Source organism: Corynebacterium aurimucosum (assembly GCF_046895345.1).
In the GTDB taxonomy this organism is placed as follows: domain Bacteria; phylum Actinomycetota; class Actinomycetes; order Mycobacteriales; family Mycobacteriaceae; genus Corynebacterium; species Corynebacterium aurimucosum_G.
Genome location: NZ_CP160096.1, coordinates 279438 through 300558 on the forward strand (window position 1 = coordinate 279438; position 21121 = coordinate 300558).

18 protein-coding genes, 1 tRNA gene and 2 pseudogenes are annotated in these 21121 nt (G+C 54.7%); 11 read left to right on the forward strand and 10 right to left on the reverse strand.

Annotation, left to right across the window (positions count from 1 at the left end):
* Positions 1-3: 3 nt before the first annotated feature.
* Positions 4-237 (reverse strand): hypothetical protein, encoded by a 234-nt coding sequence (locus ABZS45_RS01465; RefSeq protein WP_412100348.1) that lies wholly within the window; start codon positions 235-237, stop codon positions 4-6.
* Positions 238-240: 3 nt separating this feature from the next.
* The gene (locus ABZS45_RS01470) at positions 241-768 is read right to left on the reverse strand and encodes a ribonuclease domain-containing protein (protein ID WP_412100349.1); all 528 of its coding nucleotides are present in this window, start codon (positions 766-768) and stop codon (positions 241-243) included.
* 156 nt (positions 769-924) lie between these two features.
* On the opposite strand from ABZS45_RS01470, the gene dnaG reads away from it, so the two are divergent.
* Positions 925-2853, forward strand: a complete 1929-nt coding sequence (gene dnaG / locus ABZS45_RS01475; protein ID WP_412100351.1) for a DNA primase — start codon at positions 925-927, stop codon at positions 2851-2853.
* Here the strand turns inward: dnaG and ABZS45_RS01480 are convergent.
* A complete protein-coding gene (locus tag ABZS45_RS01480; protein WP_144676894.1) occupies positions 2850-3125 on the reverse strand; it encodes a hypothetical protein in 276 nt (91 codons plus the stop codon). The genes dnaG and ABZS45_RS01480 overlap by 4 nt on opposite strands.
* A gap of 207 nt (positions 3126-3332) precedes the next feature.
* Here ABZS45_RS01480 and ABZS45_RS01485 point away from each other — a divergent pair, with 207 nt between their 5' ends.
* From ABZS45_RS01485 to ABZS45_RS01500, 4 genes and pseudogenes are all read left to right on the forward strand, one after another.
* Positions 3333-3470 carry a hypothetical protein gene (locus ABZS45_RS01485; RefSeq protein ID WP_269948602.1) on the forward strand — a complete coding sequence of 46 codons (138 nt, stop codon included), beginning with the start codon at positions 3333-3335 and terminating at the stop codon, positions 3468-3470.
* Between the two features lie 293 nt (positions 3471-3763).
* Positions 3764-5245 (forward strand): IS1634 family transposase, encoded by a 1482-nt coding sequence (locus ABZS45_RS01490; protein WP_412101116.1) that lies wholly within the window; start codon positions 3764-3766, stop codon positions 5243-5245.
* Between the two features lie 117 nt (positions 5246-5362).
* The gene (gene wecB, locus ABZS45_RS01495) at positions 5363-6520 is read left to right on the forward strand and encodes a non-hydrolyzing UDP-N-acetylglucosamine 2-epimerase (RefSeq protein ID WP_412100353.1); all 1158 of its coding nucleotides are present in this window, start codon (positions 5363-5365) and stop codon (positions 6518-6520) included.
* Between the two features lie 422 nt (positions 6521-6942).
* A pseudogene (locus ABZS45_RS01500) lies at positions 6943-7134 on the forward strand (IS256 family transposase); the annotation flags it as partial.
* A gap of 80 nt (positions 7135-7214) precedes the next feature.
* Here the strand turns inward: ABZS45_RS01500 and ABZS45_RS01505 are convergent.
* Positions 7215-7287 (reverse strand) — tRNA-Asn (locus ABZS45_RS01505).
* 267 nt (positions 7288-7554) lie between these two features.
* Between ABZS45_RS01505 and ABZS45_RS01510 the strand changes: the two genes are divergently transcribed.
* The 6 genes from ABZS45_RS01510 to ABZS45_RS01535 all read left to right on the forward strand — a co-directional run bounded on the left by ABZS45_RS01510 (position 7555) and on the right by ABZS45_RS01535 (position 14203).
* A complete protein-coding gene (locus ABZS45_RS01510; protein WP_269948603.1) occupies positions 7555-8844 on the forward strand; it encodes a glycosyltransferase family 4 protein in 1290 nt (429 codons plus the stop codon).
* A gap of 5 nt (positions 8845-8849) precedes the next feature.
* On the forward strand, positions 8850-9866 hold the full coding sequence (locus ABZS45_RS01515; protein ID WP_412100355.1) for a glycosyltransferase: 1017 nt from the start codon (positions 8850-8852) through the stop codon (positions 9864-9866).
* Positions 9839-10339, forward strand: coding sequence for a glycosyltransferase family 4 protein (locus ABZS45_RS01520; protein WP_412101120.1), 501 nt, complete (start codon positions 9839-9841; stop codon positions 10337-10339). The genes ABZS45_RS01515 and ABZS45_RS01520 overlap by 28 nt, the downstream gene beginning before the upstream one ends.
* 157 nt (positions 10340-10496) lie before the next feature.
* Entirely contained in the window at positions 10497-11759 is a 1263-nt protein-coding gene (locus ABZS45_RS01525; RefSeq protein ID WP_269948605.1) for a nucleotide sugar dehydrogenase, read from the forward strand.
* Between the two features lie 361 nt (positions 11760-12120).
* Positions 12121-12948 carry a glycosyltransferase gene (locus ABZS45_RS01530; protein ID WP_412100357.1) on the forward strand — a complete coding sequence of 276 codons (828 nt, stop codon included), beginning with the start codon at positions 12121-12123 and terminating at the stop codon, positions 12946-12948.
* Between the two features lie 4 nt (positions 12949-12952).
* Positions 12953-14203: a nucleotide sugar dehydrogenase gene (locus tag ABZS45_RS01535; RefSeq protein ID WP_269948607.1), complete on the forward strand. Its 1251-nt coding sequence runs from the start codon at positions 12953-12955 to the stop codon at positions 14201-14203.
* Positions 14204-14290: 87 nt separating this feature from the next.
* On the opposite strand, the gene ABZS45_RS01540 is transcribed toward ABZS45_RS01535, so the two are convergent.
* The 6 genes and pseudogenes from ABZS45_RS01540 to ABZS45_RS01565 all read right to left on the reverse strand — a co-directional run.
* Positions 14291-15193, reverse strand: coding sequence for a hypothetical protein (locus ABZS45_RS01540; protein ID WP_269948608.1), 903 nt, complete (start codon positions 15191-15193; stop codon positions 14291-14293).
* A gap of 11 nt (positions 15194-15204) precedes the next feature.
* Positions 15205-15939, reverse strand: coding sequence for an ABC transporter ATP-binding protein (locus tag ABZS45_RS01545; RefSeq protein WP_412100359.1), 735 nt, complete (start codon positions 15937-15939; stop codon positions 15205-15207).
* 97 nt (positions 15940-16036) lie between these two features.
* Complete coding sequence (locus ABZS45_RS01550) at positions 16037-16876, reverse strand: ABC transporter permease (protein ID WP_269948610.1); 840 nt, start codon at positions 16874-16876, stop codon at positions 16037-16039.
* A gap of 38 nt (positions 16877-16914) precedes the next feature.
* Positions 16915-18378 carry an HAD-IIIC family phosphatase gene (locus ABZS45_RS01555; RefSeq protein ID WP_269948611.1) on the reverse strand — a complete coding sequence of 488 codons (1464 nt, stop codon included), beginning with the start codon at positions 18376-18378 and terminating at the stop codon, positions 16915-16917.
* Between the two features lie 226 nt (positions 18379-18604).
* Positions 18605-19797 (reverse strand): IS3 family transposase gene (locus ABZS45_RS01560; RefSeq protein ID WP_412099203.1). Its coding sequence is split into 2 segments (ribosomal slippage): positions 18605-19515 and positions 19515-19797, totalling 1194 coding nucleotides; the frame shifts between segments, so codons are not numbered across the junction.
* Between the two features lie 65 nt (positions 19798-19862).
* A pseudogene (locus ABZS45_RS01565) lies at positions 19863-20960 on the reverse strand (IS3 family transposase); the annotation flags it as partial.
* Positions 20961-21121 lie beyond the last annotated feature (161 nt).

A 21121-nucleotide genomic window follows, 5' to 3' on the forward strand; every position in this document is an offset into this window, starting at 1 on the left:
TCACTAGCGCACAAGTGCGACACCCTGGTCCTTCAGCACCATGCTGATAGGGGCCAGGTCTTCTTCCACCAGGTCGAAGTCCGCAGTGATGATCGCCACGATGTGCTGCTCGCGGAGGAAATCCGCTAGTGCATCAAGGTTGCGCGGCGCGCCGGATGTGCAGCCGCGCAGGCGCCCGAGCGCACCATAGAAGTCCTCGCGCGTGCGGATGGGTTCAGTAATGAGAATGCGTTGCATGTCTTAGTCCTCCGCGTCCGGGATGCTGCAGAAGCTTTCGTAGTGGTCATCGGTGTAGTACCAGACATCCGGGTCAGTCTCACTGCCGCCGCCGGTGACAATGCGCTTGGCCCCGCGGTGCCCAATCCCCGGTGTCTCCACGGTGTATTCGCGGTAGTAATTCTTTGCCTGCTGCGGCAGCACGCCCTCATAGTTTCCGAAACGCACGTTGTCGTTATCTGGATAGTCATAGGGCCCGCCGCCCAGGATATCCTCGGCGGTCTCGTGGGCCTCCTGCGGCAGGGAATCCATGGCGCAGGAGGGCAGGTCTGTATCGCCCTGCTTGGCGACGTCCCCCTCATTCCCACCAGCCGCAGCGGACGCACCAGCGGCCGAGGATGCATCAGCCACAGTGGAAGACGGCGATGCCTTCTGGTCTGCACCATTGCCGGAGCTGCCAAGGTCAATGCCGAAGTAGCCCGCGACGAGGACTAGAACCGCGCCACCGATAAGAGCTGGCAGCGATTTTTTGGAGGGGGAGGATTGGGGCATGGCCCCATCATTGCAGCTATAAGGCCTGAACCAGAAATCCAGACCAGGCCTTTTTACGATCCCCACCGCAGGGTCTTTGCGGATGTGGGACTAGGCGGCCTGGCCCCACCCAGCCGTGGGTACCTGTGTGTCTCATAGGCGGGGTAGTCTGTACGCATGGCACGAGGCAGAATTCCGGACAGCGATATCCAAGCTATCCGTGAACGCGCGCCTATTGATGAAATCGTGGGCGAGTACGTTCAGCTCAAACCCGCTGGCTATGACTCTTTGAAGGGCTTGAGCCCTTTCAAGGATGAGAAGACCCCGTCTTTCCACGTGCGCCCGCAGCGCGGCTATTATCACTGCTTTTCCACCGGCAAGGGCGGGGATGTCTTCAGCTTCCTCATGGAGATGGAACAAGTCTCCTTCCCGGAGGCCGTTGAGGCCGTCGCCCAGAAGATTGGCTACCACATCAACTACCAGGGCGGCTCCACCGGTGCACGTGATGAAAAGCCCGGCACTCGCCGCCGCCTCATTGCCGCCAACAAGGCCGCGCACGAGTTCTACCGCCAGCAGCTGGAAACCCCGCAGGCTGCCGCCGGCCGCGAATTCCTCCTGGACCGCGGCTTCTCCAAGGAAATCATCTACGCCTTCGAATGCGGCTATGCCCCGGAGGGCTGGGATACCGCCACCAAGCACCTGCTGCGCATGGGCTTTTCCTTTGAGGAGCTCGACGCCGCCGGCATCTCCAAAATGGGCAAGCGCGGTCCCATCGACCGCTTCCACCGGCGTCTGCTGTGGCCCATCAAGGACCTATCCGGCAACGTTATCGGTTTCGGCGCGCGCAAGCTTTTCGACGATGACAAGCTGGGCAAGTACATGAACACGCCCGAAACCATGCTCTATCACAAATCCAAGGTGCTCTTCGGCCTGGATTTGGCCAAGCGTAACATCGCGGAGCAGCACCAAGCCGTGGTGGTGGAGGGCTATACGGATGTCATGGCCATGTACGCCGCGGGCGTGAAGACGGCCGTGGCCTCCTGTGGCACCGCCTTCGGCGCGGACCACCTGCAGGTGCTGCGCCGCCTCATGTTGGATGATTCCTACTTCCACGGCGAGCTCATCTATACCTTCGACGGCGACGAAGCCGGGCAGAAAGCCGCCATGCGCGCTTTCGAGGGCGAGCAGAAGTTCACCGGCCAGTCCTTCGTCTCCGTGGCCCCTGATGGCATGGACCCGTGTGATCTGCGCCTCGCGCGCGGTGACGCCGCGGTGCGTGACTTGGTGGCGGACCGCATCCCCATGTTCGAGTTCGTCATCCGCTCCGTTATCTCAGACTTCAGCATCGATACCGCGGAGGGCCGCCTCCAAGCCCTGCGGCGAGCGGTGCCCGTTGTGGCCCAAATCCGGGACCAACCCCTGCAGCGCGAGTACGCCCGCCGCCTTGCCGGCTGGGTGGGCTGGCCTGACCCTGAGGAAGTCCTCCACCAGGTACGCCAGGAGGCGCGCAAGCCGAAGAAGGAGCAGCGCCCGCGCTTTGCCTCCTTGGAGCAGACCTCCTCCGCGCCCGCGCAGTCCAATGTCCCAGTCATGCACATCCCCGGCCCCCGCGAGCCGCACCTGTGGCCGCAGCGCGAAGCCCTCAAGTTAGCCCTGCAGTTTCCGCAGATCGCCGGCAGCTACTTCGACGGAATCACAGACGACGCCTACTCCAACGAGGCCTACCGCACCATCCGCCGCGCCATCTCCACCCTCGGCGGAGTGACTGCCGGTGCCGAGCAGCCCGGGGTGGAGTGGCTGGCCGCCGTGGCGGGTGAAATGCCGGACCTCATGGCCCGCAACTTCGTCTCTGAGCTCGCCGTGGAACCTATCAAGCTAGGGGAGACCGGCAACCCCGATACCGACCTTGAGGCCTACGCCGATTCCGTACTCTCCCGCCTCCAAGAGGCCCGTGTGGGCGACCAGGTAGCCCAACTCAAGGCGCAGCTGGGCCGCATGCGCCCCTCCGACGACGAAGAATCCTACAACTCACTCTTCGCGGACCTCGTCGCCCTCGAGCAGGCCCGCCGCGAGCTCAATGACCGTGCCTTTCGTGGCGTGCGCTAATCCTCGTCCGGCTCGTAAATCCGATCCGGTTGCACTCCATCCGTGGTGCCACGCTTGCCGCGGCGCCCCTTGTTGTAATCCTTAAGCTCACGCATGCGTGGTTCCGGGTCCAACCGGTTGGCCACGGCCTTTCGCGCGGAGCGCACCGCGGCCTTGGTGGCGGGGGAGTTGACGGCCTTCTCGTAGGCGCCCTTAATTTGGTGATAGCGCTTGCGTCCAGCCTTGGTTCCAAAGACGTATCCGGCGGCAGCACCCACAACAAATTGGATCATTGGAAACTAGTCATCCCCTTACTTCAAGCCAGCGCAACAGCCGGCGTTTGCGTACAGCGTACGGGCAACGTGCAATTCTCATGAATAGCCTACCTGCCAAACCAGTCCGGGGCAGGTGGCGTCGTGGCAGCGGAGCGAACAGGGATACCGAATAGATATGACGAGAACTCTTCCCATAATGCATTCGCTTCAGTTAACTTAATACCTGTGAAGACTTCGAAGCGTACGCATGCGGTATCGGCAGCCGTGGCCATGTCAGCGCTGCTAACAGCCAGCGTGGCAGCAGCCGAACCCCGTACTAATGGCCTTGAAGAGCCGCGCGAAGTCACCGTGAGCGAGGACTAGCGTTCATCTTCTCGATACCTCCGGGCCATGTGCGCGAAGCATCCGCATTGTAGACTCTTATGGAGATTCTCTCCCGATAAAAACGAAGGATGTCTTTGTCTAAGCCAAAGATTATGACCTGACTTAGGTCATGGGTGGGTGAGTAACGTCACTCTTGACACTGTTACCTGTTGGTTTTCGTCGGTGGGGAGGAATTTTTCCGCACTAAGTGGGTAGTGCCGGGGGTATTCAGTAGTCTGATTTTTGTGAGTCCTTATATTCGCACCGTTAAGACCGCTTCTGGGGCGATGGCGGTGCAGGTAGTGTTCTCTGAACGCAAAGGTGCGAAAAGGATGAAGCATATCGGCTCAGCGCATTCAGAGTCTGAGCTTGCGCTTTTAAGAGCTGAAGCTCAACGCATCGTTGATGGTGACCAACTCGCATTGGACTTCGGCGAGGTAGAACACATCCCACCGGCAACAGGCAGCGTTTGCCACCCGCTGCCGGTAGTCGGTCAGCGGGCCGGATACTTGCTGGACTGTATTGATGCGTGTTTCAACGAGCTAGGTCTTGCTGTAGCAAGCGGTGATGATCCGGTGTTTCGGGATCTGGTGCGTGCCCGGATCATTAATCCCGGCTCAAAGCTGGATTCCATCGAGACTCTTGGAGAGGTTGGCATCACCAGCGCAAGCTACCGCACCATCCAGAGGCGTCTTCCCACCTTCGCAACCGAATCATTCGGGGAGATACTAACCCAAGCGTTGGCCCATCATGCAGGTATCGGGCCAGGTACTTTTATTTTGTACGACGTGACCACCTTGTACTTTGAAACCGATACCGCTGATGAGCTTCGCAAACCCGGGTTTTCCAAAGAGCGCCGCCTAGAGCCGCAAATCCTTGTCGGGCTGCTTACTGATGCCACTGGGTTTCCACTGCATGCGGGGGCGTTTGCTGGCAACTCGGCAGAAACCCACACGATGCTGCCGATGATCACACGGTTCCAAGAGGCCTTTCAACTCGATGAAGTTACCGTCGTTGCTGATGCAGGCATGTTCTCCGCGGCGAACAAACAAGCACTCATCGATGCAGGTCTGCACTACATCTTGTCGGTGAAAACCCCCACCGTGCCTGAGGTGATCGAAACCTGGCGGCGGGAAAACCCCGGTGAAGACTACACCCACGGCCAGATCTGGACACAAGCCTCGGCAAGCGATGGGCGCAAACACACAACCCCGAATACGGTGACGCATTACCAGTACTCCCACGATCGGGCCAGACGCAGCCTGCGCGGAATCAAAGAGCAAGTAGCGAAAGCCAAACGCGCTGTTGACGGCGATATCGCTATCAAGCGCAACCGTTATATCGATCTTTCCGCCCCGAACAAGAAGGTCAACTATGCTCTTGCTGCCAAACACCGAGCCCTTGCCGGAATTAAAGGTTATGAAACCGACCTGACCGCGCTTGCCGCCCAGGAGGTTATCGGGCATTACCGCAGGCTATTTAACATTGAGAAATCATTTCGGATGTCGAAATCAGACCTGAAAGCACGCCCAATCTACGCCAGGAAACAAGACTCCATCACCGCACATCTCAACATTGTCATCGCAGCACTAGCCGTGGCCCACCTAATGGAGACCCGCAGTGGTCAATCCATCAAACGCCTGGTGAGAACACTCAAAAAATACCGCAGCTTCCAACTCGTCGTTGGCGGCGAAACCATCCACGCCGCCGTACCGCTTCCACCCGATATCACCGCCACCATCCAAGCAATCACCGGCCGCGAACTTCCGCACTAAATTGGCCTAAGTCAGGGACTAGCGTTCATCTTCTCGATACCTCCGGGCCATGTGCGCGAAGCATCCGCATTGTAGACTCTTATGGAGATTCTCTCCCGATAAAAACGAAGGATGTCTTTGTCTAAGCCAAAGATTATGACCGTGTACGGAACCCGCCCTGAGGCCATCAAGATGGCACCGGTCATCAAGGCTCTGGAGAAGGACGAGCGTTTTGAATCCGTAGCCGTCTCCACCGGCCAGCACAAGGAAATGCTGGAGCAGGTTAACACCATGTTTGGTATTGAACCAAAGCTGGAGCTTCACCTCATGAAACCCGGCCAAGGACTCAATGAGATTGTCTCTCGTGCGCTCATGGGGCTCGATGAGATCATTGATGCGGAGCAGCCTGATGTCATTATTTCCCAGGGCGATACCTCGACAGCAATGACTGCAGCACTTGCTGGTTTCCACCGCGGCGTAAAGATAGTCCACCTCGAAGCAGGTTTGCGCACCGGCGATATTCACTCTCCGTTCCCGGAGGAAGCTAACCGCAAGCTGATTGGTCAAGTAGCCGAGCTACACCTTGCTCCGACGGCAGGTTCGATGGAAAACCTACGCCGCGAGAACGTGCGCTCCAAGGACATTGCGGTTACAGGCAATACTGTCATTGATGCTCTCCTAGAGGCAGCCAGCTGGGATACCGCGTTTGAGGATCCTGCCCTGCAAGCAGTGGCTGAATCCGACAAGCGTCTGGTTGTGGTGACCACCCACCGCCGCGAAAACTTTGAAGCGATGAAGGAAATCGGCGGCGCAGTCAAGGACCTTGCGGAGAATTACTCAGACATCAACTTTGCCCTGCCGCTACACCTGAACCCGAAGGTTCGTGAAGCCGTGCTTCCGGAAGTCGAGCCCTTGCCCAATGCTTTCATCACGGACCCGCTTCCGTACGACCAGTTCACCAAGCTGCTTGACCGTGCAACCATCATCCTGACGGATTCCGGCGGAGTCCAGGAGGAGGCCCCAGCACTCGGCAAACCAGTCCTGGTGATGCGCCAAAACACCGAGCGCCCCGAGGCAGTCGTGGCCGGCACCGTGAAGCTTGTGGGCACCAACCGTAGTCTCATTGTGGCGGAAGCCAAGCATCTGCTCGATGATGACGCCGCGTACAACTCTATGGCCAACGCGGTTAACCCCTATGGCGACGGTAAGGCCGCAGAGCGTGCCGTTGCCGCTATTGCCGAGCTCCTCGGCGTAGGGGAGCGACTGCCGGATTTCGACCCCGGTATTGACCTATAGCGAAAGGGATGAATGGCCTGGCGAGTATTTCTAGTTGTCCTGCCCATTCAAGCGGTTCCACGTAAGGTAAAGCCATGGAACCACGAGACATTAAATGCACGACATTTCCACGACAATGGTTACCGAAAATCCGATGCGAGGGAAGGTGTGGACTTGTAAGGCGCAAAATCGAGATCAAGCACGTACTGGCCTCCAAGTCTGGGAAAATTCTTTAAGAAGGGGGAAACCGGTGAATCGGCTTAAGGGACATTTCGTGTGGATAAACCGATACGGACTCCCGGGCAGCCTGGGATAATACGGTGATTTTGATTTTGAATCGGTTCCAACAGCCCGATCAGCGAAATCAACACCGGATAGTCCTAGGTCTGTGGTAAGTAAGCCGCAGCTGGTGCGGTTAGGCCAATTCCTATGGCGACGTCCGCACCGAAGCCCCTGTACATCCACAGGACCTAGCCAGGCATCAAGACTTCGGATGTAATGAGAAAGCGGCATACGCGGCCTGGACAAAAGAAGAGCGCACACGACGCGGCCACCCAGACAGGCGACCAGTCACATTCGACAACGAATGGAAACCCAGCTTAGGTATAAGAAAAGGCTGGGCTGGACACTCCTAAATCCACAAGAAATGTCCCTTAAGCCGGTGAATCCTATATAGGAAAGCATATAGCCGCTTAGAATACAAGCGGCTATTTCGCTCCTCCAACTGGGCTCGAACCAGTGACCCTTCGATTAACAGTCGAATGCTCTGCCAACTGAGCTATGGAGGAATATGTTGCTTGAGTTTTCATTTCCCTGCAACGAGACATAACTATATCCATGAGTGTGAGAAGTTCCAAATTGCCTTGAAATGGCAGGTTTTTGGGGGCTAAGAACGAACGTTGGTAGAACCTGAGAAGGAGATTCGGATAGTCGTTTCTAATGTTGGATTTTGAAGAGTGCATGAATATTTTCCCAATGGCGTCCCAAGGCAATCGAGGGGCTAGTATTCTCAACTGGCGGCAAGTAGTGAAAAGCAAGCGTCAAAAGGGGCGAGAATGAAGATCCTGATACTGTCTCAGTATTGGAATCCTGAAAACGGTGTTCCCCAGCGTCGCTGGACATGGCTGACAGAAGAACTCAAGCATCAGGGGCACGAGGTGCTGGTGTTGTGTCCGCCCCCGCACTACCAGCGAAAGGTTGACCTCAAAACTTGGTTTGAGCAAATGCTCAGCAATCACCCTCCTAGGTTGGAAATTGGTATCTCCGGCGAGATTGTCCAGCGGACGCCATTTTTGCCCGCGAGTAGTTCGCTTACATCACGGGCGTTAAACCAGGCTGTGGTAGCGGTGGGTGCTCTAGCTCATGCTATTGTACCTAATTCTCCTGCAACGAAGTTTCAGCCGGATGTTGTTATTGGCACTGTGCCAGCCCTGCCCACCGCTTTCATCACTTGTCTCGTTGCGCGGCGGTTCCGTTGCCCTTTTATTATTGATTTGCGTGATGCTTGGCCGGAGCTGCTGGAGTATTCCGATGTATGGAATTCAGGAACGGGTAGAAGGTCATTGCGAGAGCGCGTGCTCTCGCTTGGAGCATTGCAGATCGTGAGCCGGGTAACAAAAATAGCACTTGACTACTCTCTCCAGCATGCTTCGGGACTGATAGTAACAGCAGATCGTCTAGGGCAAAGGCTTATAGACCGGCTGAACAAGCCGGCGGAAAGGGTGATTACAATTCGGAATGTTTTTCCCGTGGAAACACCTTTGAACTTGCGTCACCATGAGTTGGAGCCGGGCGCCCTCAATGTCCTGTATGCTGGCACGATTGGTCGAGCTCAGGACCTCGAAAATGCGGTTCGCGCTGCAAAGTGCGCACAGGATCGAGGTGCTAAGATTTCGCTTCGATTCGTGGGCGCAGGCGCAACCAAGGAGGCCGTTGCGACGCTGGCTCGTGAGCTGGGGGTGTCCTTAAGCGTCGAGGCTCGTCGGAGTGCAGATGGGTTGCGGGAGGTCTATGAGTGGGCGGATACTGCTTTGGTTCAATTAGCGGACTGGGAACCACTGGCGATGGCTATCCCCTCCAAAGTGTATGAGTTGATGGACATGGGAATCCACATTTCCGCTGTGGCGCAAGGAGAGACTGCGGACGTTATTCAATCTCTCCGAGCGGGCTTCGTCGTCCCGCCGCACTCTCCTGAAGCACTCGCAGACCGTTGGGTCAAGCTTGCCGAGGCGGGGGAAAATCTCGTTCCTGCGCCTCGTGCACAAGCGTGGGTACAGGAAAGTAGAAGCGAAACCGCTTTGCGTGCCCTTACGGGCTTGTTGAGTGCCGTGGTGAGAAAGCCGTGATTGCTATGCGCATCAAGACTGAATACCTCCGTGGCGTGGCCTTGCTCTCAGAATTTGCCATCAATCCCGTCGCCTTCTTGGAAAAGATGGCTCTCAAATTGCCGCAGTACTCAGGCATTCTCGCCGCGCTTAAACATGCATTGACTTCGCTTGTGAGTGCCGAGTTGCGTGAGTTATTAATAATTCGCGATTTCGACGCCGCCCTGAGGATCACCCCCCGCTGGAATCCGATACTCGCCTCTTGGTTGAAGCGTGAGATTCGTGAATTGGAGCGCCCCGTCCTGCCTTCTATTCCTCAAGCTGGGCTCTCGCGACGGGTGCTTTATTTGGCCACTAATAGCTGGCCATACACCAATTCTGGTTATGCCTTACGGACTCAGAAAGTGGCGGCGACGCTTCATGCTCAAGGACTTGATATCATCGTCGTCACCCGGCTTGGCTACCCGTTCGTTGTGGGGAAACGAGTTAATGAACACGACGAGTCTATTGATGGAGTGCAGTATCGCCGAATGGTGACATTCTGGGGGCAACTTACTTCAACTGCGCGATTTGAACGTGCTGCTCAGCAGCTGGAGCGCGTCGCACGAGAAACCTCGGCATCGGAAATACTTTGTACAACTGATTTCCGCAATGCGCAGTTAGCATCTTACGTGGCCGAAAGATTAGGGATCCCGTGGACTTACGAGGTGCGCGGCGAAGCGCACAATACTTGGTTGTCGACATTGCCGGAACCATTGGCTGTCCGTGCACGCCGGGGTCTGTATTACAGTCAGGCTCAGCGACTAGAACGAGAGGCAGTCTGCGCTGCCCGGGGGTGGCGTTCATCAGCAAGCAGGCCGAGCTTTTTGAATGGGCGAAAACTCGCGCGCTTGCTCCGATGTGGGTACCAAACGGGGTTGATGAGGCTGTGTTTGAGTTCGCGACGTCGACCGCCCAAGCCCAAAGCAAGGTGGGTATTCCCAAAGGGATTTATGTGGGCGCGATCTCGTCGGTTGTGCCCTATGAAGGGTTGGATATCTTAATCCGGGCGGTGCCACGTTTGCCTCGTGAAGTCTCCGTTCTCATAGTTGGCGGGGGTACAGCATTGAATGATCTCGTTAAACTAGCGTTTGAACTCGGAGTTCGGGACCGTGTTGTTTTTGCAGGTCCTCGGGTCCAAGCGGAAATTTTGTGGTGGTACGCTTGTCTAGAAGTGTTTGTCATGCCGCGGCGGGACTTAGAGGTGACTCGCAATGTCACACCCGTTAAAGGTCTTACTGCGCAAGCCCTGGGGATCCCCGTAGTTGCATCCGAAATTCCAGCACTTCGAGAGGTTACGGATGGCACAGCCTTCTATTTCGCCCCCGGGGATGTCGAGGGCTTGGCAAGTGCAATCCAAATAGCACTCGAATCCGATGGGGCTGATGGTTTGGCGGCTGCTAGGGCACGTGTGTGGAGCAGTACTGTTAACCCGTTGAAACATCATTTTTCGAAAAACAGCACCCCTTCGCTGTGAGTCTAAAACTTGCCAAGAAAACCCGTGGAAATTGGGACAGACTTAAATTCTGCAGTAAAATGTACGCGTTGCAACATTTTGGCTCAACGTAGCGGCACAAAATAGCCGACGCTGGCTAACCCTTAACATCAATGTGTCACAAGGAGGCACTATTTTAATGAGCAATACAGTAACGATTGTGGGACAAGGTTATGTTGGACTTCCGCTTGCTCAAGCCGCCTCATTGTCTGGTTGGAAAGTGTACGGCTTTGACGTGTCCTCCGTGGTGGTGAACAACCTCAATGCGGGTAAGTCCCACATTGATGATCTGTCGGACGCAGATATCGAAGAAATGATTGCTCAGGGCTACGTTGCAACGCTCGACCCGGCCGTGATCGGCCAGTCTGACGTTGTGGTTATTTGCGTTCCTACTCCCCTAGGGGAGGCCGGTGCCCCAGATTTGGGTGCTGTTGAGGGCGCTACCCGTACTGTCGCGGAGAACCTGCGAGAAGGTCTGACGGTAATTCTTGAGTCCACGACTTACCCGGGAACAACCGACGAGGTTTGCGTTCCTATTCTTGAGGCGCATTCTGGTCTCAAGGCTGGTGCAGATTTCTTCGTTGCATTTAGTCCCGAGCGCGTGAATCCGGGATCCGCGCAGTTTGGAATTAAGAACACTCCCAAGCTGGTAGGCGGATTGACTGAGGAATCCACTAAGCATGCTTATGCTTTCTACGCTGACTTCGTCGACGAGGTTGTGGAAATGAGTGGTACGAAGGAAGCTGAGACCGCCAAGCTGCTGGAGAATACCTTCCGTCACGTTAACATTGCATTGGTTAACGAACTCGCGAAGGTCTGTCACGAGCTTGAGATCGATATCTGGGAGGTGATTCGAGGAGCTGCTACTAAGCCTTTCGGCTTTATGAAGTTCACCCCGGGTGCCGGAGTTGGCGGGCACTGCATCCCGATCGACCCGAACTATCTTTCCTACGAAGTTCGCCGTCAGTTGGGCTATCCGCTGCGCTTTGTCGAGCTGGCTCAGGAGATTAACAACTCTATGCCTTCTTACGTTGTTCAACGCATCGCTGAGCTGCTCAACGGTCAGAAGAAGGCCGTCAATGGATCTAAGGTCTTAGTTCTTGGCGTAACCTATAAGCCGAACATCGCAGATCAGCGTGAATCGCCAGCTATCCCCGTAGCGCGCGAACTGTTGCGTCGTGGCGCTCAGGTGCAATACCACGATCCGCGCGTTGCGCAGTGGAATCTCGGCGCAGGGGAGTCTTTAACCTGCGAGTCCAACCTTGAAGCAGCGATTCGTAATGCTGATGCTGTCCTGCTTCTGCAGAAGCACCGGGAGTATGACATTAACGCGATTGAGAACGATGCAAAGGTCCTTTTGGACGCGCAAGGAATCGCAACCAAGTCCAGTGACCGACTCTAGTTCCTTGCTGCAGTTTTGTACTCGGAGTCTGCGTGCCGTAGTCAGCTCCCTTGAATTGTTACGGCGTGCTCTCCGAGCACAGCTCGCAGCCTTGAAAACTTCGCGACACCGGTTCGAAGTCGCTTCGGGGCAGATGCGTGTGTTGATGATCAGTAGCAACGGCTCCGGCTTAGGCCATTTAACACGTTTGTGGTCGGTGGAACAGTTCCTTGATGCTGAGGTGTTTACATATACTTTGTCCCGTGCATATGGACGTCTGGGAAAATCGCCTGACCAGATTATGTATTTCCCATCCTATTCGGATACTGGGCTCCATCCGCGGTTGTGGTCTTACCTGTTGCAACTACATTTGCATGCAGTAGTGAGACAGTTTCAGCCGGACGTCATACTATTCGACGGGACGTTCGTCTATCGCGGTTTGCGGGCGGTAGTGGAAGCTAGTCCAGCAAAGTTTATTTGGATGCAGCGTGGGTGTTGGAAAAAAGATATTGATAGAAAGACGCGGCAGCGCTATAACGCCTCGGAGTTTGCCGATGCACTGATTGTGCCTGGGGACTATGGCTGCCAAGAAAACTTGGACTTTGGCCCTATCCGAACGTTTCGGACGAACCCGATTGTGTTTGCTCCCGAGGAAGGCAGGAGAACACGACAGGAGGCGCGTCGTTTGCTGAACCTTGACGTGGATAAGAAGTACTGTCTCATCCAACTTGGGGGAGGGGTAATCAATGATATAACTGGGCTGCGAGATCACGCGATCGCAGTGGTTGAAAACCTTCCTGGAGGGTGGATTCCGGTGGTCGTACAGAACCCGTTGTCTAAAACGGCACCGCCGAAAGGTGTGCAAAGCATATCCGCATACCCCTTGAGTAGCTTTTACGCCGCTTTTGACATGGCAATTTTAGCAGCCGGCTACAACACGGTGCAGGAATGCGTGGAGTATCAACTTCCCAGTGTTCTCGTTCCTAACCTTTCTACGACTACGGATGATCAGCTTCGCCGTGCGCGCGCGCTAGGTGAGCGTGGTGGTGCGAAGTTCGGCTGCGATGAGGCGACTGTTGCTGAGGCAATTGGCGAATTAGCTGTGGACGAAGAACGCAGTAAGATGCTGAAAACATTGAAAGAAATGCGCGTCGCGAATGGTAGCGTCGCCGCCGCCGACGCAGTTAGGATAGTGTATGAGGGGCTCTGAGGCTATGTTGAACCGAAGTGACGTCTGTGTTATTGGTCTCGGCTATGTCGGTTTGCCCACAGCTCTTTTGTTTGCACAAGCTGGTTTGCGCGTGCGCGGCGTTGACGTTGATGAGGGCAAGCTAGAGCGTCTCCGGTCTGCCGACGCTCAGTTAGAACAAGGCGTAGGAGAGCTACTCGTCAAGCAATTGCGGGAGGGCAACTTCGAGATGTCCAATGTGCCTCAGCCCTCCCACTGCTTTGTAATCGCGGTTCCTACCCCCGTAGATGCAAACTCCGGCTTTGATAGTTCCTTCATTCGTGCTGCTCTCGAAGCTATAGTGCCCCACCTATTGGGTGATGAGCTTATTGTCCTGGAATCTACATCCCCACCGGGGACTACAGCGTGGATGAAGTCTGCGTTGGAGCAGAAGGGAATCAGTACGAAGGATCTTGACTTTGCGCATTGTCCAGAGCGGGTGTTGCCCGGCGCTGCACTCGAGGAGCTTGTGCAGAACGACCGCGTCTTAGGCGGCTTAACGGAGCGGGCTAGCCGTCGTGCTGCGGATCTGTATGCGCGGTTTGGGCGTGGATACTTTGTGCTTTCCGATGCCACTACGGCCGAGCTGTCCAAAGTTGTCGAGAATGCTTATCGAGATGTTAACATCGCGTTTGCCAATGAAGTTTCGATGATTTGCGCGTCTTACGGCGTAAGCCCAGAATCGCTTATTGGCATTGCAAACCGCCACCCTCGCGTGGATATTCTCACTCCAGGTATCGGTGTGGGCGGTCACTGCATTAGCGTTGATCCGTGGTTCCTTATACAAAATGAACAGTTGGAGACCCGACTAATGCGCTCTGCTCGCGCGGTTAACGATTACAAAACACAATGGATCGCGGAACAACTTGCTGGCCTTCTGAACGAGCGGGGTATTTCTGAACTTGTACTTCATGGTTTGTCTTACAAGCCCGACACCAATGATTTTCGGAACTCGCCCGCCGTTGCTCTGGTCAGGCATTTGGCGCAGCTGAACCCAGCATTGTCTATCACAGCTATGGAGCCCTACATCACTGGCGTCCCGACTGAGCTCCAAGAACTTCCCAACGTTAACGTTATCTTCGGAAATGAGAATGGTGAAACGGGAGAGATTAGGGGCACTGCGGCACCGGTCATGTCCCATGTTCTTGAGCTCATCCTCGTGCCGCACAGTATCTACGCCGGTAGCCAAATTCCCAGCGTTACAGAGTTTGTCCATAGCCCCGGGCTGCGCGCCTGAGTCGCGCTAGACGACGGAGATGAATTGTCTTAGCATCGACGAAGCAAGCCGGAGAATCCGCCCCAGCCAGAGGCTGGGGCGGTTAATTTACATTTGATATTTGGTGCCTAGCCACCACTTCGTGGCTAGTTCAAAGTGGGTTTCGAACTCCTGCGGCGTGATTTTGCCGTGGCCTTCAATCTCACCATGGGCTAGCACCATCTTGCGGTTTGGGGTGTCGTAAGAGCGACCGCCTTCTTTACAGCCTATAGCAGCCAGGAACGGGTTGTAATGGCCTTTTCGGTGGAAATCATCCGTAATGCCCTGGTAGTAGTACACAAAGTTGTTGGGGATGTAGTGTGCGTAAAGGTGGTTAACGTCGAAGCGGTCCGGGAATTGCTGTACAAGGGTTGCGCGATTTTGTCCCGGCCACATCGTATCAAAGTACCGGCGTACGGCTCCGGTGTAGTAACGCATCACTTCGGTTTGTGGGTCTTGCACAAAGGCAAGCGAACCCGGGAATAACGCAGAAATACGTAAAGCAGCAAATCCGCCACCGCTTCCACCCAGAAAGGCGACGTTCTCCGTACCCATCTGCCGCATGGCAGTGCGCACAACATGGGCAATCTCCAATATTGGATCCCAGCCCGGGCCCCCAAGGTACCAGGACAGGCGCATCGAACGGTCTTTCGAGTGTAGTAGGGTCGGGTCTGCGAAGTGCAGGGAAGCTGCCTGGAGCTTGCGAAGCGAGCTTTCACGCTCAAATCGCGGGTAGTAGAGCTTGTCTGGCGCGATGGCGCCATGAAAGACTACATACAACGCTTCAGCGGACTTCAAGCGGCTAAGAAAGTCTAGTGTGTGCCCATTCTCGAGCGGAATGGTGTGCGCGGCCTGCAAGCGAGTCCGGAACTTCATCGACGACAGGCTCCGCTGGTGCACCAGGGGAAGGCCCATAAAGTGGTTCGGTTCTTCGAAAAGGTCGGTTTCGGGATTACGAGTCAGTTTTTCCATGAGAGTGTTCCTTAAGTACGCAGAGAGCCCAAGAGTCGTTCTGCTTCAGATACCATGACAAAACGGGGGCGTTCGTAGCGCTCTGCCATTTGCTCGAGCAGGGATGCTTCCAGATCTGGACGGTCTGCGGATGCATACTGCGACCATTTTTTGTAGCAACGGGAGACCCACTTAGTAGGCCCGTCAGCAATAATCCGGCCCTCGTGAATCCACAAGCAGCGCTGGCAATATTCTTCAATTTGACCTGGTGCGTGGGAGACCACGAAAACGGTACCGGCAGCCTGAATGAAGTCTCGGACGCGCCTTTTTGCGCGATTCGCAAAGGTGCTATCTCCGGTGGAAAGAGCCTCGTCCACAAGAAGGATCTCTCGGGGTATAGCGGTGGCAATCGAGAACTTCAGTCGGGCCTGCATGCCAGAAGAGTAGGTTTTCATAGGTCGTGCAGCTGCGGTTCCAAGGGCGGACCACAACACGACATCCTCCAAGAGTTCTTCTACGCGCTCCGGTGTCAGGCCCATCGCTAGTAGCCCTAGGCGGGCATTTTCCCATGCGTTGAGATCTGGCTGGAGGGCGGCGCTGACGCCCAGCAGCGCAGGAGGGGAACTAACGAATACCTCGCCGGTGGTTGGCTTTTCGTTACCGGCAATTAGACGCAAGAGGGTAGATTTCCCGGAACCATTGCGTCCCAAAACGCCGATGGATTCGCCTTGGTACGCGGCGAAGTTAATGTCATGGAGGACTTCCACATCATCGCGCTCTTTGCCAAGTAGCGCGTTGAATTTGGAACCGTGGTACGTGTGATTAACTTTCCTGACAACGACTGTAGGTTCTATTCCTTGAGTTTTACTTATTCCCATACGATCCTTCGGACCTCCAGAAGTAGAGAAATCCCAGTACAACTACGCCGACCGTCCAACCGAAGATTACTGAAAGCCCCATCACGCTCGGCAACATACCATCTAGAGCGAACCCACGAACCGCGGAAAGTAGCTGGTAGTAAGGGTTCAACTCTACTAAGAGTTTAAGCGTTGGGTGAAAATCGAATCTAGAAATTGGGAAGAGAACTCCGGAAACAAAGAATAGACCTCTAGCGATAACTTTAACTATCTGAGTGAGATCGGGAACGAGAAACGTTAATTTGGCAACGAAGAATGTTACCCCGAGATTGAAAACATGGATGATGACGAATGCGAAAGGAACGAAGATTAGTGTCCAATGGAGTGGTTTATCTAGCTGAAAAAGCACTGCTGTAACGATAGCGAGGATGCCAGGCGCGATACTGTCATACATCTGGCGAAGTGAACTGGAAAAGACAACGGCCGCGACGGGAAAGTTGAAGGAGTCTATGAGGTTGCGGTTCGACTTGATGACGGCAGAGCCAGCTGTCAGTCCTTTGGACAACATACCAAAGTAGACAACGCCAATCACAAGAAAACCGATGAAGTTGTCCATACCTCGAGAGGCTTTGAGGACAACGCCGAAGACGAGCAAGTAGATCGAGACCTGTAAAAGAGGATCCGCCACGATCCACGCTTTGCCCAAGAACGTGTCTTGGCCCGTTTTGAATGCTTTGCTTCGCGCGTCTGCTTTTATGTAGAACCGGCGTTGCCAGAGCTGCTTTATGTAGCCACCGAGGTTCGGCCTGCTCGTGGCTAGTGCTAAGCCAGCGTCGTCAATAATCAATGTTATTCCAAATCTAGATGGCGAGGAACGTCATCTCGCTAGAGGTCAAGTCTCGTCTTAATCCGTGCAGAAAGCTCCATGAGCTGGTCTCGTGTCATGTGGCGCGGATCGGCGTCAAAGAAAGGGCTGGTTAAGGAGGACAGCTCCAACAATTGAAGGTGATCGTAGTGCGCTGCGCGCTCGCGCCAGACGGCATTTTTCTCCGTGAATTGTGACTTGGTCATTCCAGTACTGGGGTCAGAGTCTTCAAAGTCCTCAACGGGTAACAGGACAACTAGCTGAGAGCCCTTTTCAGCGCTCTCTGAAATCAGCTTGTCTACGGCTGCAGTGTAGTCCTCAATTTCTGGAAGCTGTTCATTTGGCCAGTACGCTGATAGGTAGTCCACGAAGGCGCCGTACACTAAAGTCTTTGCCCACTCACCGTTGATCTCCCCCGTCTGGGCGTAACCGCCCAGCGTAAAAGTTCGCGGCCAATTATCAAAATCGATGGGTTTCGTGCCATTGATATAATGCGCAAGCGCTGCGGACTGGCAATTGGCCATTATACGGACGTCTGCGTCGATTTTGGTGACTTTGGTGCCTTCCTCGATACGCTGACGTGCCTCATCAGAATCTGGGTCTATTACAGTGATCCACTCGGGAAGAGATGCCTCTACTGGAAACTTCATGCCGCGAGATGCGCGAAAGGAACGCAGACCCCAAGCCAACGCCCGCTCGATGCCCATGTTCATGGTACGGCACGAAAATGTGAAATGAGTGAGTCCCTCCTTGGTCAGCGAACCAAAGCCCACGAGACCATAGTTGCCGTATTTATCCCAGACGAATACGGACGACTCATAAGAGTTGGGGTCTACGAGCATCTCCGAAATCTCGCCCGGTTTGACGCGAGTTTTGAGAAAGTTAAGTTGGTTAGTTCGGTTGATGAGTTCTTCGATACGTTGTGCATGCGGAAGATTGTCAGCCATTCGGAGGAAAGTGACTCGGATGTCTGTGGACCGTAGGAAGTCCTCGTTAGAACCCGCAGATTTTTCACGGTCCCGATGCTTTTCCTCGAGAATCCGATAGCGTCCCACTCGGGAGGAGCCGCCTTGAGTGTTTTCGATGAGATCTTCAAGGAAGGCGTCAATGTCGTTCTCGGTGGCGTCGAAGGTCGTGATGCCTTCGCACTCGAACTCCACTTCGCGGAGATTCCCTTTGTTGTCGTCAACAAAAACGACGTCTGGAAATCGCAGTTGCATGTTCTCGACAATACGCTTAACGCGAAATCCTTTGGGCTCGAAGGAGATGTCTGGGAAAACGAATTGATCCCACATGCCAATGCTCTGCAGGTATTCCTTTGCGGAATTAGGGTCGTTTTTTGAACAGATGGAGTGGACGACTCCTTGCTCATTTAGTGTTCTAATTGCTTCTATACGAGATTCGATGGGCTCAAGCGAGTCGCCCTCGGCGAGCGTTCCATTCCACAGAGTGTCATCAAGGTCCCACACAATCAATTTAGCCATTTCGTCTCCTCTGAAATACTGGTAGTCCTAGTCAATAATGCATTTACGCGCTCTTGTCCATTGGATTATAGTCACTCTATGAAGCGTCCTAGGTTTAGTTTCGCTTCTTTTACGCCCCTGTGTTGATGGGCTGGGTGAGATAGTACTCGGTTTCGACTTTCTGTGGGGTGGCGTAGTCCAAAGCTTCTGGGCCTGACCCCCGGAAAGTAGACACGTCGGGGGTTAGCTATGCTGCTTGGGCCAGTGTAGCTGATGTGAATGCTTCGAAGGTATCGGGGGCTAGAAGATTGCACCAGGAGTGCCGTCTGTGCGTGTTGTAGCGCATGCACCATCGGAAGACTTCTTGGCGGCAGGTAATGGGATTGTCAAAGACTTTCCGATCACGCAGAACTTCACGCTTTAGAGTGGCGTTAAACGATTCTGCCAGGGCATTATCGGCACTCGTTCCCACCGCTCCCATGGATTGGCGAACACCAAGCTGGGTGCAGTGGTCCCTAAATGCTTGTGAGGTGTACACACTGCCGTGATCAGAATGGAAAATTGCCCCTTTCAGGCTTCCGCGGACTTTCCTTGCATGAGATAAAGCTTCGATAACCAGCGATACCCGCATGTGATCGGCGAGTGCATGGCCGACAAGTTTGCGCGAGTAGACGTCGATGACCGTGGCCAGGTACATGTTCTTGCCTCCCTTACACGGCAGGTAGGTGATATCGCCTACGTAGACGTGGTTCGGCCTATCAGCTGTGAATCTGCGGCCTACTAAGTCTGGCATGACTCGGTGGCCAAACTTTCGTCTGGTGGTGATGCATCGACGGCGTTTAGTAAAGCCTTTCAGCCCCATGGATTTCATGATGCGTGCGACCTTCTTGTGATTTATCGGAGGAAAGTCCGTATCGTCGTTGAGACTTGCAGCGATGCGTTTAGCACCATAAAGCCCGTGCTCATCATCGAAGATGGTCTTGATTCTCGCACCAATAAGGGCATCGGAACACGTCTTTAACCTGCGTTTTTCGCGGGTGTTGGCCCATTTGTAGAACGAGGAGCGATTGAGCTTTAACACGTGGCACATCCGCTTGACCGAGTATTCGGTTCGATGGTCATCGACAAACTGGAAGCGGATTACCAGCGTGTCTCTTCGGCAAAATATTTCGCGGCCTTGCGCAGGATGTCGCGTTCTTCACGAAGCTTCGAGACTTCTTTTTCTAGCTGACGGATCCGTTCAGAATCAGTCGTCGCCTTCGCCTTGTCACGCATGGTCTTCGTGCGGGCACGCTTGCCGGTGCCGTACTGCTTAAGCCAGGAATAAAGTGAGGAACGATTGACTCCAAGCTCTGCTGAAGCCGCGTGAAGTGAGAGGTCCTCATTGTTTTCGTAGAGGGCCACAGCATCACGTTTGAACTGTTCGGAGTACCTAGGCATGGTGGTAGATTACCTTTCTTCCCAACCCAACCGGGCTGGATATCAGGTGTCTACCAAACAGGGGTCAGGTCCTCTTGAAGCCGCTTAGTGTTCCACCAATGCACCCACCGCATGGTGGCCAGTTCGACTTCTCCGACCGATGTCCACGGGCCTTGGGTATGATCAGTTCAGCCTTGTAGAGACCATTGACTGTTTCGGCTAGAGCATTGTCATAGGAATCGCCGACTGTTCCGGACTTAGTCGGATTCCGGATTCCGCGAGAGCGGTGGAATGCTTCAGTGACACGTACTGGCTGCCCCGATCGCTGTGGTGAATCAGCTGGTTTCTATGGATTCGTCCTGCAGTCGTTAACACATGCTCCAGAGCTTTTATGGGCAGCGCATCGGTACGCATCGTCGAGTGTGCAGCAACACCAACAATTTTTTCGACTGTAAACATCCACAACAAACGCGGTGTAGGCGAATCCTGACAGGGTGCGAACGTAGGTAATGTCGACACCCCACAGCCTGCCTAGTGCTTGTACACGAAAGTTTCGCTGCACTAGGTCTGGGCGATAATCCGGTGTCTTCGGGCTAATCGTTGTCACAGGGGTTCGCCCACGTTGGCGGCCGGAAACACCTGCTATCTTCATCAGTCGTGCAGTCTTATCGCGGCCGATATGAAAGCCTTCACGGTTCATCGCGTGCCACATTTTGCGGATGCCTAAGACCGAGAAATTCTCCGCATGCACACGCTGTATCTCTGGGATGAGCAGGCTATCGCTTAAGGCCCTCGCACTGGGAACACGTGAGGTGGCTTTGCGGTAGCCGCGTGAAGTGATGAACCCACGATCTGCTTGTTTAAGAACTCTGCAGGTGGCCTCGACCCCAAACTGATCTTTGTACGCGTCGATGTAGGAGATCATTTGGTCGTGGGTCGGCCTGGTTCCGCTGCGGAAAAGCCGAAGCAGTCTTAAAAATCCCGTTTCCTCGTTTCAGCTCACGGTTTTCGCGGCGCAGACACTTGAGTTCTTCTTCCATCGTTTCGCTGCCTGAAGCGTCAGAATCATCGCGTACTGAAGCACTGTCACGGTACCAAGCCCGCAACGTGTGGTGAGATACTCCAAAAAGCTCACCGACCTCCGCGTAGGCGCGCTACAGTGAGCAAGACTCCAAGCAGACCATGTCGATGATCTAATGGACCGCCTTCTCCTTAAACTCAACGGAATACTCTCTAGGCATAATTCAATCCTTTCTTAGCTGAAGTAGGAACTAAACCCAGGACGCTTCATTAAAAGTCAATTAGATTTCGTCACCCCCGCAGGACCGTTGGCCGGCGCGACGCA

What these genes read in the sequence shown, in the direction of transcription:
- ABZS45_RS01465 (WP_412100348.1), bottom strand. Translation starts at nt 237, where the DNA reads ATGCAACGCATTCTCATTACTGAACCCATCCGCACGCGCGAGGACTTC.
- ABZS45_RS01470 (WP_412100349.1), bottom strand. Translation starts at nt 768, where the DNA reads ATGCCCCAATCCTCCCCCTCCAAAAAATCGCTGCCAGCTCTTATCGGT.
- dnaG (WP_412100351.1), top strand. Translation starts at nt 925, where the DNA reads ATGGCACGAGGCAGAATTCCGGACAGCGATATCCAAGCTATCCGTGAA.
- ABZS45_RS01480 (WP_144676894.1), bottom strand. Translation starts at nt 3,125, where the DNA reads ATGATCCAATTTGTTGTGGGTGCTGCCGCCGGATACGTCTTTGGAACC.
- ABZS45_RS01510 (WP_269948603.1), top strand. Translation starts at nt 7,555, where the DNA reads ATGAAGATCCTGATACTGTCTCAGTATTGGAATCCTGAAAACGGTGTT.
- ABZS45_RS01515 (WP_412100355.1), top strand. Translation starts at nt 8,850, where the DNA reads ATGCGCATCAAGACTGAATACCTCCGTGGCGTGGCCTTGCTCTCAGAA.
- ABZS45_RS01525 (WP_269948605.1), top strand. Translation starts at nt 10,497, where the DNA reads ATGAGCAATACAGTAACGATTGTGGGACAAGGTTATGTTGGACTTCCG.
- ABZS45_RS01535 (WP_269948607.1), top strand. Translation starts at nt 12,953, where the DNA reads ATGTTGAACCGAAGTGACGTCTGTGTTATTGGTCTCGGCTATGTCGGT.
- ABZS45_RS01540 (WP_269948608.1), bottom strand. Translation starts at nt 15,193, where the DNA reads ATGGAAAAACTGACTCGTAATCCCGAAACCGACCTTTTCGAAGAACCG.
- ABZS45_RS01555 (WP_269948611.1), bottom strand. Translation starts at nt 18,378, where the DNA reads ATGGCTAAATTGATTGTGTGGGACCTTGATGACACTCTGTGGAATGGA.